This window comes from Nocardia aurantia (genome assembly GCF_009604425.1).
Classification (GTDB): Bacteria; Actinomycetota; Actinomycetes; order Mycobacteriales; family Mycobacteriaceae; genus Nocardia; species Nocardia aurantia.
This window is the reverse complement of record NZ_WEGI01000017.1, coordinates 47,261-62,783: the sequence shown is the minus strand read 5'-3', so window position 1 is coordinate 62,783 and position 15,523 is coordinate 47,261. Positions and strand designations below refer to the sequence as shown.

General features: G+C 70.2%; 16 protein-coding genes. 10 read left to right on the top strand and 6 right to left on the bottom strand.

Annotated elements, in window-relative coordinates; translation table 11 throughout:
* Positions 1–81: 81 nt before the first annotated feature.
* Positions 82–1,200 (bottom strand): hypothetical protein, encoded by a 1,119-nt coding sequence (locus NRB56_RS33790; protein WP_227838551.1) that lies wholly within the window; start codon positions 1,198–1,200, stop codon positions 82–84.
* 2 nt (positions 1,201–1,202) lie between these two features.
* Between NRB56_RS33790 and NRB56_RS33785 the strand changes: the two genes are divergently transcribed.
* Positions 1,203–1,808: a TetR/AcrR family transcriptional regulator gene (locus NRB56_RS33785; RefSeq protein WP_319943922.1), complete on the top strand. Its 606-nt coding sequence runs from the start codon at positions 1,203–1,205 to the stop codon at positions 1,806–1,808.
* A 305-nt stretch (positions 1,809–2,113) separates the two neighbouring features.
* On the opposite strand, the gene NRB56_RS33780 is transcribed toward NRB56_RS33785, so the two are convergent.
* A complete protein-coding gene (locus tag NRB56_RS33780) occupies positions 2,114–3,256 on the bottom strand; it encodes an acyl-CoA dehydrogenase family protein (RefSeq protein WP_153348427.1) in 1,143 nt (380 codons plus the stop codon).
* A 104-nt stretch (positions 3,257–3,360) separates the two neighbouring features.
* On the opposite strand from NRB56_RS33780, the gene NRB56_RS33775 reads away from it, so the two are divergent.
* A complete protein-coding gene (locus NRB56_RS33775; protein ID WP_153348426.1) occupies positions 3,361–3,978 on the top strand; it encodes a TetR/AcrR family transcriptional regulator in 618 nt (205 codons plus the stop codon).
* 349 nt (positions 3,979–4,327) lie between these two features.
* On the opposite strand, the gene NRB56_RS33770 is transcribed toward NRB56_RS33775, so the two are convergent.
* The 3 genes from NRB56_RS33770 to NRB56_RS33760 all read right to left on the bottom strand — a co-directional run bounded on the left by NRB56_RS33770 (position 4,328) and on the right by NRB56_RS33760 (position 7,008).
* Positions 4,328–6,136 (bottom strand): alpha/beta hydrolase domain-containing protein, encoded by a 1,809-nt coding sequence (locus NRB56_RS33770; protein WP_153348425.1) that lies wholly within the window; start codon positions 6,134–6,136, stop codon positions 4,328–4,330.
* Between the two features lie 104 nt (positions 6,137–6,240).
* Positions 6,241–6,525: a hypothetical protein gene (locus NRB56_RS33765; RefSeq protein WP_319943921.1), complete on the bottom strand. Its 285-nt coding sequence runs from the start codon at positions 6,523–6,525 to the stop codon at positions 6,241–6,243.
* Positions 6,526–6,711: 186 nt separating this feature from the next.
* Positions 6,712–7,008, bottom strand: a complete 297-nt coding sequence (locus NRB56_RS33760; RefSeq protein WP_319943920.1) for a hypothetical protein — start codon at positions 7,006–7,008, stop codon at positions 6,712–6,714.
* Positions 7,009–7,247: 239 nt separating this feature from the next.
* On the opposite strand from NRB56_RS33760, the gene NRB56_RS33755 reads away from it, so the two are divergent.
* From NRB56_RS33755 to fadD8, 7 genes are read left to right on the top strand one after another with little or no spacing between them, the layout of a single operon-like run.
* On the top strand, positions 7,248–7,706 hold the full coding sequence (locus NRB56_RS33755; protein ID WP_153348423.1) for a Zn-ribbon domain-containing OB-fold protein: 459 nt from the start codon (positions 7,248–7,250) through the stop codon (positions 7,704–7,706).
* Between the two features lie 29 nt (positions 7,707–7,735).
* Positions 7,736–8,191, top strand: coding sequence for a Zn-ribbon domain-containing OB-fold protein (locus NRB56_RS33750; RefSeq protein ID WP_153348481.1), 456 nt, complete (start codon positions 7,736–7,738; stop codon positions 8,189–8,191).
* Positions 8,184–9,260, top strand: coding sequence for a lipid-transfer protein (locus NRB56_RS33745; RefSeq protein ID WP_153348422.1), 1,077 nt, complete (start codon positions 8,184–8,186; stop codon positions 9,258–9,260). Before NRB56_RS33750 ends, NRB56_RS33745 begins: the two co-directional genes overlap by 8 nt.
* A gap of 40 nt (positions 9,261–9,300) precedes the next feature.
* Positions 9,301–10,461 carry a thiolase domain-containing protein gene (locus NRB56_RS33740; RefSeq protein ID WP_319943919.1) on the top strand — a complete coding sequence of 387 codons (1,161 nt, stop codon included), beginning with the start codon at positions 9,301–9,303 and terminating at the stop codon, positions 10,459–10,461.
* 8 nt (positions 10,462–10,469) lie between these two features.
* Positions 10,470–11,255 (top strand): enoyl-CoA hydratase-related protein, encoded by a 786-nt coding sequence (locus NRB56_RS33735; RefSeq protein WP_153348421.1) that lies wholly within the window; start codon positions 10,470–10,472, stop codon positions 11,253–11,255.
* A 43-nt stretch (positions 11,256–11,298) separates the two neighbouring features.
* Positions 11,299–12,504 (top strand): thiolase C-terminal domain-containing protein, encoded by a 1,206-nt coding sequence (locus NRB56_RS33730; protein WP_153348420.1) that lies wholly within the window; start codon positions 11,299–11,301, stop codon positions 12,502–12,504.
* A 22-nt stretch (positions 12,505–12,526) separates the two neighbouring features.
* Entirely contained in the window at positions 12,527–14,131 is a 1,605-nt protein-coding gene (gene fadD8 / locus NRB56_RS33725; RefSeq protein ID WP_153348419.1) for a fatty-acid--CoA ligase FadD8, read from the top strand.
* Between the two features lies 1 nt (position 14,132).
* Here fadD8 and NRB56_RS33720 read toward each other — a convergent pair whose 3' ends face one another.
* Entirely contained in the window at positions 14,133–14,789 is a 657-nt protein-coding gene (locus tag NRB56_RS33720) for a TetR/AcrR family transcriptional regulator (protein WP_319943918.1), read from the bottom strand.
* A gap of 301 nt (positions 14,790–15,090) precedes the next feature.
* Here NRB56_RS33720 and NRB56_RS33715 point away from each other — a divergent pair, with 301 nt between their 5' ends.
* Positions 15,091–15,369, top strand: a complete 279-nt coding sequence (locus tag NRB56_RS33715; protein ID WP_153348418.1) for a hypothetical protein — start codon at positions 15,091–15,093, stop codon at positions 15,367–15,369.
* The last annotated feature ends 154 nt before the right edge of the window (positions 15,370–15,523 follow it).

Genomic DNA, 15,523 nt, shown 5'->3' with positions numbered 1-15,523 from the left:
CAGTGGGGATACACCCGCGAGGTAGCGATCAATGCGCTGATGAGCGCGGTCGACCACGTAGCCGGACCGGCCGGTCGGCTGTCATATGTCGTAGGTGTCGGCGATCGTGGCGAAGACGGTCTTGGGTTCCCAGGGCAGGCCGGGATAGGTCGTGCCCGAACCGTTTTCGAGCACCCGGACGACGCCGTAGCTCGCCAGATCGAGATCGCGGCGGGAATCGCCCGGCCGATGGGGGAAGTCGTGCAGGGCGAAGGTGAACACGAAGGTGGCGTCGACACCCTCGGCATCGAAGATCTCCAGCAATTCACGCACGTACCGCGCCTGCCCGGCTTCGTCCCGCACGTACTCGCCGTCCAGATGCGAAGGGACATCGGTGTTCTCGTCATTCACGACGATGTCCAGCCCGGTCGCGCCGCGGTCCGGCGCACCGGCGAACGTCGCGCAGCCGAATTCGGTGATCGCGACCGGTTTCCCTTGGGACACCAGGGTTCTCACCCCGTCGGCGAAGGCGTCGGCGACCTCGGCCGACCGGTACAGATCCACCGAGACGATATCGAACGGCGACCAGTCGACCCGCTCGAGCGGGACCGCGGCGTAGGTGATCGGGCCGCCGAAGCGCTCACGGACCACGGCCGCGGCCCGGCCCAGGAAGGCGTTGATCCGCGGGGTGACTTCGGCGATCACGGCGGGCAGGCGGTCGCGGTGCCGTAGCAGCGCGTCGAGCCGCTGCTCGAGCGTGTCCCCGGCGAGGAAGCCCGGATTCATCAGGGACAGTTCGGCTCCCGCCACGAAGACCACGTCGGCGCCGCCACGCCGCAGCCGCTCAGCCCGCTCGGCGCACTCGGCGAAAAGCGCCAGGATCTCGTCCGCATCCAGATCCAGAGGGTACGGTGAGTACCAAACCTCCAGACCGAGATCGGCGGCGAGACGCGCGGCGAGATCCAGCCGGTCGGGGTCGCCGCCCATCACGCGAACGGCATTGCAGTGCAGATCGTCACGGATTATCCGCAGTTCACGCCCGATGACTTCCGGATCCGGATCGGCGCGGGAAAACCTGCCGTTCCGCAGGAAGCCGGTGTCGTAGCTGATACCTCTGGCACGCACGGTCGAGCCCTTCGTCGAAGCAATACGGTACTTTAAGTACCCTAAAACTGTCGGATGCGAGTGCGCAAGCGCGGCCCCGCACGGTACGGTGGACAACCGTGTCGGAACCAGCGGAACCAGCGGGCGGCGCGGCCATCCGGCGACGGGGAGCCGCCCTGGAACAGGCGATCCTGCGGGCCGCCGCCGACGAACTCACCGAATCCGGCTTCGCCGCGTTCACCATGGACAAGGTCGCGCAACGGGCCGGCACCAACAAGAACGCCCTGTACCGGCGCTGGCCGAACCGCTTGGCGCTCGGCATCGCCGCTTACCGGCAGCTGACCACCGAGGTCCGGCCGCCGGACACCGGCGACCTGCGCGGCGACATGCTGGAACTGCTCCGGCGCGCGAATCGGCACTGGAGTTCACCGCTCGGCACGATCCTGCGCGAACTGCTGGCGGCCGCCGGGGGCGCCACCGAATTGATGGGCCGGCTACCCGAGCAGTCCACGGACAGCATGACCGCCGACTGCCTCACCATCCTGGGCCGAGCCGTCGCACGCGGCGATGCGGCCCCGGAGGCACTGCACCCACGCGTCGCAACCGTGGCAATGGTGTTGCTGCGCAACGAGTTCGTGGTGCGGGGTATCCCCACCGCGCCGGACGACGTACTCGTCGACATCGTCGACGAGGTCTACTTACCGCTGGTCCGCGGCCGCGGCTGAGGCGGAGGCGGAGGCGGAAGCGCGCGGGCACTACCGCTCCGGCCGCAGGCTCCGCTGGTCGGCCGCAGGCTCCGCCGGTCCGGCCACAGGCTCCGCCCGCCCCGCCACAGGCTCCGCGAGTCCAAACGCAGGCTCCGCCGGTCCGGCCACAGGCTCGGCCAGTCCGGCCGCAGGCTCCGCTGGCCGGGCCGCGGGCTCCGCCAGTCCGGCCGGAGACACCGCCGACCCGCCCGCAGACACCGCCGCTCCGGGCCGCAGGCTCTCGCTCCGGCTCAGTTGCGCACCAGCAGGGGGCGGGGCGCGGACTACGCGCCGGCCAGGTGCCGCGCGATGACCAGGCGCTGAATCTGGTTGGTGCCCTCGAAGATCTGCATCACCTTCGCCTCGCGCATATAGCGCTCGACCGGGAAGTCCTGGGTGTACCCGTATCCACCGAACACCTGGACCGCGTCGGTGGTGACCCTCATGGCGGCGTCGGTGGCGGCCAGTTTCGCCACGCTGGCCTGCCGCGAGTACGACAACCCGGCATCCCGGCGGCGGGCGGCATCGAGGTAGGTCGCGCGCGCGGTGTCGACGGCGGCGGCCATATCGGCCAGCACGAACCCCAGGCCCTGATGATCGATGATCCTGCGGCCGAACGCCTCTCGCTCCTTCGCGTAGGCGACCGCGTCGTCGAGAGCCCGCTGCGCGAGACCGGTGGCGACGGCCGCGATACCCAGCCGCCCGGAATCCAGCGCGCTGAACGCGATCGAAAGGCCCTGTCCCGGTTCACCGAGGCGGCGCTCGGCGGGCAGGAACGCCTCGTCGTAGGACGCGGAGGTGGTGGGCACCGCGCGCAGGCCCATCTTCTCCTCCGGTTTACCGAAGGTGAGGCCCTCGGTGCCGGCCGGCACCAGGAAGCAGGAGATGCCGCGCGAGCCCTCCCCGGTCCGCGCGAACAGGGTGTAGTAATCGGCCTTGCCGCCGTTGGTGATCCACGCCTTCGACCCGGTGATCCGATAGCCGCCGGCGACCTCGGTGGCCCGGCACCGCAGCGCGGCCGCGTCGGATCCCGCCTGCGGCTCGGACAGGCTGTAGGCCCCGATCAGGTTGCCCGACAACATCTCCGGCAGCCACCGCTGCTTCTGCTCGTCGGTGCCGTAGGCGAACAGCGGATGGCACGACAGGCTGTGCACGCTCACCGCGACCGCGACCGCCGCCCACCGGTAGCCGATCTCCTCCAGCACCTGCAGGTACACCTCGTACGGCTGCCCGCCGCCGCCGAACTCCTCCGGATACGGCAGGCTCAGCAACCCGGCCGCTCCCAGCGCCCGGAATCCCTCGGCCGGGTAGGTCTCATCCTTCTCGGCCGCGACGACCTGGGGTTCGAGCACCTTCTCGGCGATCTCGCGGGTCAGCTCCAGCAGATCCCGGGCCTCCGGGGTGGGCAGCAGGCGGTCCACCGGCATGTCGTCCCTCTCCTCACCGCATTCGACGTCGACGCCATCACAGTACGCACAGCACTCGATTACATGCAAGGCAGCACGCAATTTGTTCCGGCTACACTGGGCCGATGCCCTCGCCCCTGCCGCCGAACAAACATCAGGAGAAGAGTCTGCGGACCCGCGCGCTGCTGCTGGACGCGGCGATCGACTCGCTGGCGGAGGTCGGGTACGGCAGCGCGTCCATCGCCGACATCACCGCCCGTGCGGGGGTCACCCGCGGCGCGCAGTTGCACCACTTCCACACCCGCGCCGAACTGTTCGCCCATACCATCGGCCACCTGACCCAGCGTCAGCGCGAGGCCATGCTGCGGCGTGCCCGCGCTCTTGGCGAAACCGCCACCGCCGGAAGCGTTCTCGTGGAACTGGTGACCGCGACGTTCGCCGGCAAACTGGGCCGCGCGGCCGTGGAGCTCTACGTCGGCATCGCCTACGAGCGCGACCTGCGCCGCGAAATGCTGCGCGTGCAACACGATCTCACCGTCGAACTGCTCGACATCTGCGCCGCCCGGCTGGAGCCGGCCCTCCCCCGCGAGCGCCTGGAGTCCGCGTTCTGGATCACCATCAACGTGGTCCGCGGCGCCACCCTCGACGACATGGTCGGCCGCGACCGCGCCCGCCGCAAACAGGTCCTCGCCGACTGGACCGCGCTCACGGAGCACGCCCTGCGCGGCGGCGAGAACGGCTGAGGCCGGGTAACCCGCGCTGGAGTCGGCGCAGGCCTGCGGGGTCAGCGGCTCGCCTCGGCCGCCCGGGGGCACCGGCACACGGCACCACGAACAGCACGACGGGCGCGGTGACCGCCGGAATTCCGGGCCCGCGCGCAATCCCCGGCTGATCGACATGTCCACGACACCGGGCAGACGGCAGCCACACCACCGGGCAACCCAGAGCGCTGATCGACACGCCCGCCACACCGGGCAGACGGCAGCCACACCACCGGGCAACCCAGAGCGCTGATCGACACGCCCGCCACACCGGACGGGCGGCAGCCATACCACCGGGCAGGCCGGAGCCGGCGCGGCTACCGGCACTCGATCAGCCTGCGGCGGAACGGTATTCGGCGACGGCGGCGGTGACGACCGCGGCGCGGTCCGCGGGCAGCAGCAGTCGCGCCGCCACCAGCCGGTCGGCCGCGGCCGCGGCGGCGGTGCGGTAGGCGGCCACGGTCGGGTAGCGCTGGGTGACCGAGGGCCGGCCGGGCGGGAAATCGAGTTTGCTGCCGAGCCTTTCGTACAGCACATCGGGCAGTCCCGGCACCGCGCGGCGCGGATTCCAGCCGGTGTAAGCGGCCACCGGGACCTCGACGGCGGGCAGCCGGACACCGGCGATCTCGTTGCCGTCGTCGTCGACCGCGGACACCAGCGCGGGATACGGGTCGCCGAGCCGGGCGGGCCAGCGGCCGACGCCGTGGTCGGCGTCGGGTCCGAGGTCTAGCCGGTGTGTCACGGCGAGTGCGGTGGGGTCGGGCCGGTGCGCGTGGGCGAAGCGGTCCAGCACCTCCGCGCGCGGCACCGCCGTGCCGTCGGCGACGCGCGGCACCCGGCTGTCCGGCGGATCGGCCTCGCCGCGTACCCATTGCTCCAGCGCCACCAGCAGGGCGCGCAGCACCGGTGTCATGTCCAGATCGTGCGCGGGGTTCGCGGCGGGGAAGAAACTCTTCATCCCGCCCATCGGCGGAAAGTGATCGGTACCGGCGACCAGGTAGTCCCGCACGTCCGGATCGTCGGGCAGATCGGTGCCGGTCCCGGCGTCGATGTGCGCCAGAGCCGAGTCACCGCGCCAATATTCGGCGGCGGTGTTGATCTGCATCACCTTCGGCACCCCGCCGAGGGACCGCTGCCGCGCCAGCAGGCTCGCGCTGTCGAACGGTGCCAGCGTGCCGAAACCCTCGACACCGGTCACCGACGGCTGGGCGTACCGGTGATCGAACTCGCCACGATGCGCGCCCGCCCGATCGATGTGGACACCGTCGAAGACCCGGCGGCCGGACTCGTCGAGATTCAGTGCGTCCCAGAGGAATTGCCGCAGAAACCGGCCGGATTGCGAGATGCCGTAGGCGAACGTGTGCTCGAAACCGCCGGCCCGCAAGTGGGACACCAGATCCCGGACCGCCAGCAGCCCGCAGCCGGCGATCGGGGCCTTGGTGGTCCGGAACACCAGCCGGTACCAGTGGAAGGGCCGGAAGCCCCCGGTGAGCGCGATGTGCGTGGGGTCGGTGAAATGCCAGTCGCCGCGCGGGATCTCGACCGGTTCGGCGTCCGGCGCGGTGCGCACGGTGAGTACCGCCGCCGGGTCGGCGAGGTCCGCGGTCGGATATTCGGTGAACGAGAAGAGCGCACCGATGCCGGGCATGGCGTCGGCGAGCGGATGCTCCTTCTCGGCGATGTCGGCGCGCCATTCCACCCGCATCCAGCCGGGTTCGACGGCCGCCTCCGGCGCGGTCAGGCCCAGTTGCCCCGGCCCGCGGCGCACATCCCACTGCCAGCCGCACCACGCCACCGTCCAGCCGCGGTCCAGCAGGAAACCGTCACCGGGCGGGACCTTTTCGAGGTTCGCGTAGTCGGGGGTGGCGCCCGTGCTCAACGGCAGCCCGCCGAGCATGCCGCGATTGGGCACCAGGAACAACAGATTCCGGCTGGGCGCGCCGGCCGGGCGGACGATTCGCAGGTCGGCGTCGAATCGCACCAGTCCGTCGTCGCCGCGCGGCGCGAGAGCGAGATCGGTGATGCGCGCGTTCGCCGGATGCGCGGGATCGACCGCGAATGCCGCCGTCCCCCTCACCGTTTCGTAACGCGGGTCGGCGTACGGTTCGACGGACTCGATCCGGACGGCTTCCACGGCCATGCGCGCTCCTCGGGTTCGGGTTGACCGGCCCCGAATACGGTACGCGCGGCGATCCGCATCGGATCGCCGCGCCGGGCTCCGGGCCCGCTACTCAGCGGGAAAGGTCACCACGCACGGCAGCGGCCGTCGTCGTGCCCCCAGCCGTCGTGCTCGTCGTCGTGCCAGCGCCCGTGCCGGTCGCAATGCCAGTCGTTGCGGAACGGATCCGCCGGATCGGCCCAGCCGGGCCGGTCGAATCCACCCCAGTCCGGACCTGGACCACCGGGGCCCGGCGGTTGCCGGTGCGCCCATCCGGGCACGTCCGCCAGCGCGGAGCCGACCATCGGTCCGGCAACGAGCGCACCCGACGCGGCGGCCACGAACAATGTACCGATCAATTTTCGTTTCACGTCGAAATCCCTTTCCTTCTCCCGGGAATCGCGGGGACCGGAATCAGTACAGTGCGGGGCCGGTGAAACCTCCAGGAAAAACAGCTGACCGTAAGCATTCTCTGCCCGCGCGCACAACCGGCCGCATACTCCGGATACGAGTGCGGCGCCGCCCGGAGGCAGCGCCGCGATCATGGCGGGGTCGGGTCACCAGGCGTGGCAACGCCCGAAATCGTCGTGACCCCAGCGGTCGTGCTCGTTGTCGTGCCAGCGGCCGTGCCGGTCGCAGTGCCAGTCGTTGTGGAACGGATCCCACGGGTCGAACCAGCCCGGCCGTTCGAATCCGCCCCAGCGGTCGTGATCGCGATCGTGGTCCCACGGCGGCTGCTGATGCGCGATTCCCGGCGCATCGATCGGGCTCGCCGACGCCGCGCCGATCGCGGGCACCATCATCATGCTCGCGGCCGCGCCGATGAACAGGGTGGCAACTAATTTCGATCTCACAACTTGTACCTCTTCCGGTTGCTGCCGGTCATGGGAACCGCTGACAGTGCACGCCATTCCCGCGGGTATCGCAATGCATTCCGCAGATCCCCAGCGAACTCACATCCGATTCCGAGCGGATCGTGATATCGGTGTCGAATACCCGCAACCGGCCGTGCGCCTCGACGCCGCCGCCTCGTTCAAGCACTTGATTTAATCACTTGATTGAGGCAGACTCCGGGCTCGGAGGAAGGAGCGCGATGGCCGACGACGACGGTGGCGAGAGCCTGTGCGCGGGCTACGAGATCGCGTTCCCGTTCGAGCGCACCGTGGGGACGGTGGTCGGCACCTTCCTCGGCGGACTGCGGGAACGCCGGTTGCTCGGGATCCGTACCGGACGCGGGACGGTGCTGTGCCCGCCCGCGGAATTCGACCCGGTGACCGGCGAATCGCTGGACGAGCTGGTGGATCTGGAGCCACACGGCAGGGTCGAGGCGTGGACGTGGGTGCCGCATCGCGACGGCGATCCGGTCGGCCACGATTTCGCCTGGGCGCTGATCGCCGTCGACGGGGCCGAGGGCAGCTTCTTCCACGCGCTCGACACCGGCGGTGATCCGGACCGGGTACGGCACGGGCTGCGGGTCCGGGCCCGCTGGGCCGAGGAGCCGCGCGGGGAACTTCGCGACCTGGTGTGCTTCGAGCCGATGGAGGAAGCGTGAATCGTCCACTGCCGGAGGCGGTCCGGGTGATGCCCACCCCGCTGCGGATGCGCTACACGTTCGTCGCCGGCGCCGGCCGGTCGGGCTTCCTGCGCGGGCTCGCGCATCGGCGCCTGCTCGCGCGGGCGTGCCCGTCGTGTCACCAGGTCTATCTGCCGGCGCCCGAATTCTGCGCGCGATGCCTGGTCGAGCTCGGCGCCACCACCGAACTCGACGGGCGCGGAACGGTTTCCACCTTCTGCGTGGTCAGCTTCCCGTTTCCCGGTCAGGAGATCGAGCCGCCGTACGTGGTCGCGCACATCCGGCCGCACGGCGCCGACACCAGGCTGATGCATCTGATCCGGGAGGTCGACATCGCGGATGTGCGCATCGGCATGGAGGTCGAACCGGTCTGGGCCGACGGCGAACTGGAGCCCTCGTGGACCAGCATCCGGCACTATCGGCCGGTGCCGCAGCAGGATTCGGCGGGAGACGTCGATGCGTGAGGTGGCGGTGGTCGGCGGCGCCCAGTCCGCGTGCCTGGCCGCGAACCGCCGCGACGATATGGCGGGCATCCTGTTGCCGGTGATCCGGCAGGCGCTGGCGCGCCTCGAATTGGACCGGGACCGCGTCGATTTCGTCTGCTCCGGCAGTCACGACTTCCACGAGGGCCGCACCTTCGCGTACATCGAATCGCTGGACGCCGTCGGCGCGTGGCCGCCGATCTCCGAATCGCACGTGGAGATGGACGCCGCCTGGGCCTTCCACGAGGCGTGGACGTGGTTGCAGCTGGGCCACGGCGATATCGCGCTGGTGTACGGGGTCGGCCGCGGATCACTGCCGGACGATCCGGACGAGGTCGTCCCGGCCCAGCTGGATCCCTACTATCTGACGCCGCTGCGGCCGCATCGGGACGCGATCGCCGGGCTCCAGGCCGACGCGCTGGTCCGGGCCGGGGTGACGAGCGAGCGCGAGATGGCGCGCATCGTCGCCCGCAGCCTCGCCGCCGCGCGGTCGAATCCGCACGCCCAGGTGTCCGGCACGGTCGACATCGACACCCTGCTGGCCGCCCCTTACGTCGCCAGTCCGCTACGCGCGCAGGACATCTCACCGATCGGCGACGCCGCGGCGGTGGTCGTGCTGGCGGCGGGCGACACCGCCCGCGAGCTCTGCGATCGACCGGCCTGGGTGCGCGGGATCGACCACCGGTGCGACACCCACTATCCGGGGTCCCGCGATCTGACCCGCGCGCCGTCGGCCGCGCTGGCCGCCGAGAAGGCCGCGGCGGCAGCCGGTTTCGCCGCGTCGGCGGTCGAGGTCGCCGAACTGCACACCGAGTACTCGGCTCAGGAACCGTTGCTGGTCCGCGAATTCGGTCTCACCGAGGCGACCGCGGTCAACCCGTCCGGCGGCCCGCTGGCCGGGCGACCGGCCACCGCGACCGGCCTGCTGCGCATCGCCGAGGCGGCGAACGCGATCCACGACCGCCGCGCCCGGCGGGCCCTCGCACACGCCACCAACGGCCAAGCGCTGCAACAGAATCTGGTCTGTCTGCTGGCGGCGGACGCATCATGAGCGACACCACCGGCGGTGGCCGAGCGGAGAGGCGGCAATCGTGAACGAACCGATCGCGGTGATCGGCATCGGCCAGGGCAAACAGGCCAAGCGCCGCGAGGTGACGATCGGCGCGCTGGTACGGGAGGCCGTCGCCGCCGCCCTCGCGGACGCCGAACTCGGGCTCGGCGAGGTCGACGCGGTGGTGCTGTCGAAGACCCCGGATCTGTTCGACGGTGTGATGAATCCGGAGTTGTATCTCGCGGATGCGCTGGGCGCGCGCGGATTACCGGTGACCCGGGTGTTCACCGGCGGCAGCGTCGGCGGGCACGCGGCGATCTACGGCGCGCACCTGATCCAGGCCGGCCTGGCCCGGCGGGTGCTCGTGGCGGCGTATTCCAAGGAATCCGAGGGCAATTTCACCTGGGCGCTGTCGCGGCCGCTGCCGTTCAGCGCGAAGCTCGGCGCCGGAGCCGGTGGTCATTTCGCGCCGGTGATCCGGGAGTACATCCGCCGCGCGGACGCCCCCGAGCACATCGGCTGGCAGGTCGCGGTCAACCACCGGCGCAACGCGCTGCGTAACCCGTACGCGCACATCCACATGCCGGACATCTCCGTCGAGAAGGTCCGCGACTCACCGGTGTTGTGGGATCCGATCCGCTACCTCGAGTCGTGCCCCTCCTCCGACGGAGCCGCCGCGATCGTCCTGACCGGCGGGGACGATGTGGGCACTCCGGCCCGGCCGCCGGCCTGGATCCACGGCATGTCCTGGCGCACCGAGACGGGTCATTTCGCGGGCCGCGACGAGGTGAACCCCAGGGCCGGAGCGGAATGCGCGGCCGACGCCTACCGGCAGGCCGGCATCACCGATCCGGCCGCCGAGATCGACCTCGCCGAGCTCTACATCCCCTACAGCTGGTACGAGCCGATGTGGCTGGAGAACATCGGCCTGGCCCCGCTGCACGAGGGCTGGCGGCTGGTGGACGCGGGCGACACCCGCTTCGAGGGCCGGCTGCCGATCAATCCGTCCGGTGGGGTGCTGTCCGGAAACCCGACGGGCGCAACGGGTCTCGTGCGCTTCCTGGAGGCGGCGCTCCAGGTACGCGGACTGGCGGGCGAACGGCAGGTCCCGGACGCCCGCCGGGCCATCGGCCACGCGATGGGCGGCGCCTCCCAGTTCCACGCGCTCTGGGTGGTCGGCAGCGAACGGCCGACGTCGTGAGCGGCGGCATGACCACGCCGGATCCGGTGCTGCTGGCGCGATCCGGCGCGATCGCGGTGGTGACCATGAACCGCCCGGAGCGGCGCAACGCGCTGAATCTGCCGATGATCGAACTGCTCGCCCGCGCGTGGGAGGAGATCGACGCCGACGACCGCATCCGGGTCGCGATCCTGACCGGTGCGGGCGAGAGTTATTGCGTCGGTGGTGATCTCGGCGACGGCTGGATGACCGATGGGCAACTCCGCGCGGATTTCGATCCGAGCGTGCTTGGCCGCGGCCTGCTGCTCACCCGGTCGCTGCGCAAGCCGCTGATCGCCGCGGTCAACGGCGCCTGCCTCGGCGGCGGCCTGGAGATGTTGCAGCAGACCGACATTCGGGTCGCCGACGAGACGGCCACCTTCGGGCTGCCCGAGGTGCGGCGCGGGCTGATCCCCGGCGCCGGCTCGACGGTACGGCTGAAACGCCAGATCCCGTACACCAAGGCGATGGAAATGATCCTCACCGGCGAACCGCTCACCGCGCGCGAGGCGTACGAGTTCGGGCTGATCGGGCACGTCGTGCCCGCCGGTACCGCGCTGACCCTCGCGCACGAGCTCGCCGAGCGGGTGGCCCGCAACTCACCGCTGGCGGTGCAGCACGCGAAGGCGGCGCTGCTGGCCAGCGGCTGGCTGCCGGACGAGGACGCGCGCGCGATCGAGGCCCGCTTCGTGCGCGAGGTGATCACCTCCGCCGACGCGCGGGAGGGCCGGAAGGCGTTCGTGGAGAAGCGGGAACCGAGATTCACCGGACAGTAGACCGCGGGCGGTTCATGCTCGAGGGGCAGCGAGGAGGGACAGGATGCGACGGGTGTTCGTCGTGGGTGTCGGGATGACACCGTTCGTCAAGATCGGATCCCGGGAGTGGACCTACCCGGAGATGGTGAGCGCGGCGGTCGGCGCCGCGCTCGGCGACGCGGGCATCGGCTACGACCGGATCCAGCGCGCCGCCGCGGGTTACGTGTTCCAGCCGTCGGCGGCCGGGCAGCGCACCCTGTACGACGTCGGGCTGACCGGTATCCCGATCGTCAACGTCAACAACAACTGCGCCACCGGTTCGACGGCCCTGATGCTGGCGCGGGAGTGGGTCGGCGCCGGCCTGGCGGAGGTGACGCTGGCCGTCGGCTTCGAGCAGATGACGAAGGAGGCGATGGCCGGTTCGGGCGCCGCCCCGAAGGTCACCACCATCGACGCGCACCTGAAGGCCATGGCCGGGCAGTTCGAATTCGGCACCTCCCCGATGACCACCCAGTTCTTCGGCAACGCCGCGATCGAGCACATGCGGCGCTACGGCACCACCGTCGAGCAGCTGGCCGCGGTGGCCGTGAAGAACCATCAGCACTCGACACGAAATCCGTTGGCGCAGTTCCGGGATCCGTACACGCTCGCGCAGGTGCTCGGCGACCGGCCGGTGCACGGCCCGCTGACCCGCTCGCAGTGCTCCCCCATGTCCGACGGCGCCGCCGCCGCGGTGATCGCGAGCGAGGATTTCGTGGCCGCGCACGGCCTCGAGGCGCAGGCGGTGGAGATCCTGGCCCAGGAGCTGGTCACCGACGACGCCTCGGCCTTCGGCAGCGGATCCATGATCGACGTCGTCGGCGCGCCGATGACCCGGGCCGCGGCACGAAAGGTGTTCGACAGCGCGGGAATCGGTGTGGACGACGTCGACGTCATCGAGTTGCACGACTGCTTCTCGATCAACGAACTGATCACCTACGAGGCGCTGGGCCTGTGCGCGCCGGGCGAATCCGGCGCGCTGGTGGAATCCGGGGCCACCGGCTACGGCGGGCAGTGGGTGGTGAATCCGTCCGGTGGGCTGATCTCCAAGGGCCACCCGCTCGGCGCCACCGGCCTCGCGCAGGCGGCGGAGCTGTCCTGGCAGCTGCGCGGGCTGGCCCGCGAACGGCAGGTGCCGGGCGCGCGAATCGGCCTGGCGCACAACCTCGGACTCGGCGGCGCCTGCGTGGTCACCGCCTACGCCGCGCCCGCCGGCGCGGCACAGAACTGACGGCAACCGATCGGAGCCCCTCATGACGACCATCGAACCCGATGCCCGGCTGCGGCTTCCGGTGCACAACGGGCACTCCCTGCTGGCGGGCCTGCGCCGGCACCGCACCGCACCCGTGATGACCCTCGGCGACACGGTGCTCACCGGCGCCGACGTGATCGCCGAGATCAGCCGGTATATCCAGGCTTTCGCGGCGCACGGCGTCGACACCGGCACCCCGTCGGCGCTGCTGGCGCTCAACCGCACCGAGGTGCTGTTCATCCTCGGCGCCGGACAGGTGCGCGGACATCGCCGCACCGCCCTGCATCCCATGGGCGGACTGGACGACCACGCCTACGTGCTGGCCGACGCCGGCATCACCACGCTGATCCTGGACCCGCTGCCGCCGTTCGTGCAGCGTGCCCGCGCCCTGGTCGACCGGGTACCGGAACTCACGAAAGTGCTTGTGCTGGGCCCGGTTCCGGACGAACTGGCCGATGTCGGGGTGAACCTGCTCGACGAGGTGGCCAAGTACGAGCCGGATCCGGCCATCGAGGCCAACGAGCTGACGCCGGATCACGTCATCTCCATCACCTACACCGGCGGCACCACCGGTAAGCCGAAGGGTGTGGTCGGCACCGCCGGCGGGATGGCGACGATGACGGCCATCCAACTGCAGGAATGGGAATGGCCACGGCGGCCGCGATTCCTGTTGTGCACGCCGCTGTCCCACGCCGGGGCCGCGTTCTTCCTGCCGACGGTACTGCTCGGCGGCCAGTGCTTCGTACTGCCGCGCTTCGACGCCGGAGAGGTGCTGCGCGCCATCGAGGAGTACCGGATCAGCGCGACGATGCTGGTGCCCTCGATGATCTACGCGCTGCTGGATCACCCGGACAGCCGCACGCGCGACCTGTCGTCGCTGGAGATCGTGTACTACGGCGCCTCCGCGATCGATCCGGCCCGGCTCACCGAGGCCATCGACCGGTTCGGCCCGATCTTCGCCCAGTACTACGGGCAATCCGAGGCGCCGATGGTGATCAGCTACCTCGCCAAGGACGAGCACGACAAGGAACGGCTGACCTCCTGCGGCCGGCCCGCCGCGGCGCTGCGGGTGAAACTGCTGGACCCGGAGGACAATTCGGTCGCCGCGGGCGAGGTCGGCGAGATCTGCGTCTCCGGACCGCTGCTGGCGAACGGGTACCGGAATCTGCCGGAGGTGACGGCGGATACGTTCCGCAACGGCTGGCTGCGCACCGGCGACCTGGCTCGCGAGGACGCCGAGGGTTTCCTGCACATCGTCGGCCGCAGCAAGGACATGGTCGTCACGGGCGGCTTCAACGTGTTCCCGCGTGAGGTGGAGGATGTCGTCTCCGAACACCCGCAGGTGCTGGAGGTCGCGGTGGTCGGTGTCGCGGATCCGCAGTGGGGTGAGGCGGTCACCGCGGTCGTGGTGCTGAAACCCGAAGCGCGCGACGCGGACAGCGTCGCGGCCGTCACCGCCGAGATCCAGGCCGCGGTGAAGCGGGCCAAGGGGCCGGTGCAGTCGCCGAAACATGTTGTGCCCGTGGACGCGCTGCCGCTGACGGTGCTCGGCAAGCCGGACAAGAAGGCGATCCGGGCGCTCGCGGCGGAGTTGCTCGGCCGGTGAGTCAGGCGGGGGGCCCGGACAGCATCGCGGTCACGACGTCGACGAGTTCGGCGTAGACCTGGTCCGGGCTCAGCCGCAGGCCGGAGATGGCCATGAGGTCCTGGGTGCGGTGCACGTCGCCGAGCACCTGGAAGGTCAGCGTCATCGCCTGCGCGAGACGGAAACGCGCGGTGGGACCGGGCAATTCGGGAACCGCGGCGGTGAGCAGAGCCATGAACCGCACGGCCTGCTCGGTGAATCCCTCGGCCACCAGCGACAATGCGGGATGCCCGCTGCCGACGACGCCGGCGATGAACTTCACCCAGGCGGCGCCGTCGCCGATGGCCATCTCCCACACCGGACGTGCGAACGCCTCGGCGAGCTGCCGGACGGTCACCGGCCCGGTCTGTTCCATCTCGTCCAGCAGGGCGGTGCGCCGCGCCGCGACCTCGTCGCTGCGCTGCCGGATCAGCACTTCGACCAGCGCCTCCTTGGAGCCGAAATGGTAGTGCACGGAAGCCACATTGGTGCCGGCGGCGGCCATCACCGCGCGCAGCGAGACGCCGTCGATGCCCCGTTCGGCGAACAGCCGTTCCGCCGCCAGCACCAGCCGGCGTTCGGTGGGCATGGCGAGTTCGGCCTCGCTCACCCGCAGGTCACTACCGTTCGCATCGGTCACCTGGCGCAGTCTAATCGCGCGCGGCCCTCGGCCGCGCCGAATCTCTATCATGTGATCTAATCAACTGATAGAGCGCTGGTCGTCCCGACCAAATCCGATCGGCGAGGTAGATCCGCCGTCAATGGATGGCACATCGGATGTGTATCGTTCCGAAAGCTCGCACAAATTGCCCATTCACCTGCCGTTATGGCCAAAGTTTCCGGGAAAGTGGATCTAACCGATAGATAACGGTACATTGGTCATTGGCATCATTGTGAACGGCTGGTCCGGAACCGCCGGCCGTCCGAACTCAGGAGATCCGATGTTCCACAGAACAGCACTGACCAGAACGGCCGCCCGCATCGCGGTGGTCGCGGCCGTGGCCGTGGCGCCCGTGGGCCTCACCGCCGCAGCGGCTTTCGCCCAAGGGGTACCGATCACCCAGCAGCAGGGCGACGAGATCCACGGCCATCGCGGCCACGGCGGCGGTGACGGCGGCTGGGGATACCACCCGCCGCGCTGGCACGACGGCCCGCCGGTCTGGCACGGGCCCGGCTACTACCGGCCCCCGACGGGCAGTGGGACCGGCAGCAACTACTAGAAGCCGGAATCCGCACACTGTTGTTTTCGTCAGCGAATGAGTGTCAACTTCCACATACAGGCCATGCGAGAATGCTATTCTCCTATTCGAGAATTAGTTCGTAGTCGGAGTGTAAGCTTGCTCTCCAACGCTGGCGAAAGGCCGATCACACGGT